The 715-nt window shown below is 53.0% G+C and carries 1 protein-coding gene; it reads right to left on the reverse strand.

Annotation, left to right across the window (positions count from 1 at the left end):
- Positions 1-306 precede the first annotated feature (306 nt).
- Positions 307-715: autotransporter outer membrane beta-barrel domain-containing protein (locus RCF13_RS05930; RefSeq protein ID WP_308140955.1), on the reverse strand; the 409-nt coding region annotated here is incomplete at its 5' end.

The raw sequence follows: 715 nt of genomic DNA on the forward strand, positions 1-715 counted from the left end.
TCTATCTGCAAAAGCTTGATTGGAGACAAGGGCAGCTGCCGCAACTGCGCAGCAAAAAACATACCTGTACGGCGACATTGTTTATCTTTCAGTGGAATGTTGCGAAGCGCTGTCCGTGCTCATGGAGGGTAATGAACGCAGACGACGCTTCGCTTCTTTCTGCGAGGTTTCCTCTCGGGAAGAAGCTTGCTTGGCGGGGACTTCCGTTGAAGATCGTCGCAAAAATGAAAACTAATGTGGTGGGTGAAGCCTACGAACCACTAAGCGGGGGGCTAATTTTTGATCCGCCTGCCTCACCCATAGGGTCTAGAACTTGTAGCTCAGACCGAAATTACCACCCCAGTTGCGGTCGACGTCCTTGCCAGCTGAGAAATCGACGTCAGCATGGATCTGGACTGCATCATTGAGCTTATAGGCAAATCCTGCTCCGACCTCGCCACGCGTTCCATCAAAAGCGTTATTGAACTGGACCGTGTTGATCTTCAGCTTGTTGTTGTCAGCAAATTCCTGTGCGACTGCCAGACGCAGATAAGGCTGGAAGGTCGAGCCGTTCTCGAGCGTGTGATTATAGCCGATCGTGGCGCCGATCCGACCCTGAAGGGACTCATACGCCTCGCCATCAGCTCGCATGCCATTGGTCAGGCCGTAGTCGAACGAACCGATCCGCAATGCCGCCAGCTGGACAAAAGGTTCAGCATAGAACCCGTTGGCGAAA

Origin of the sequence: Stenotrophomonas maltophilia group sp. RNC7 (assembly GCF_030910085.1) — a bacterium.
Taxonomy (GTDB): domain Bacteria; phylum Pseudomonadota; class Gammaproteobacteria; order Xanthomonadales; family Xanthomonadaceae; genus Stenotrophomonas; species Stenotrophomonas sepilia.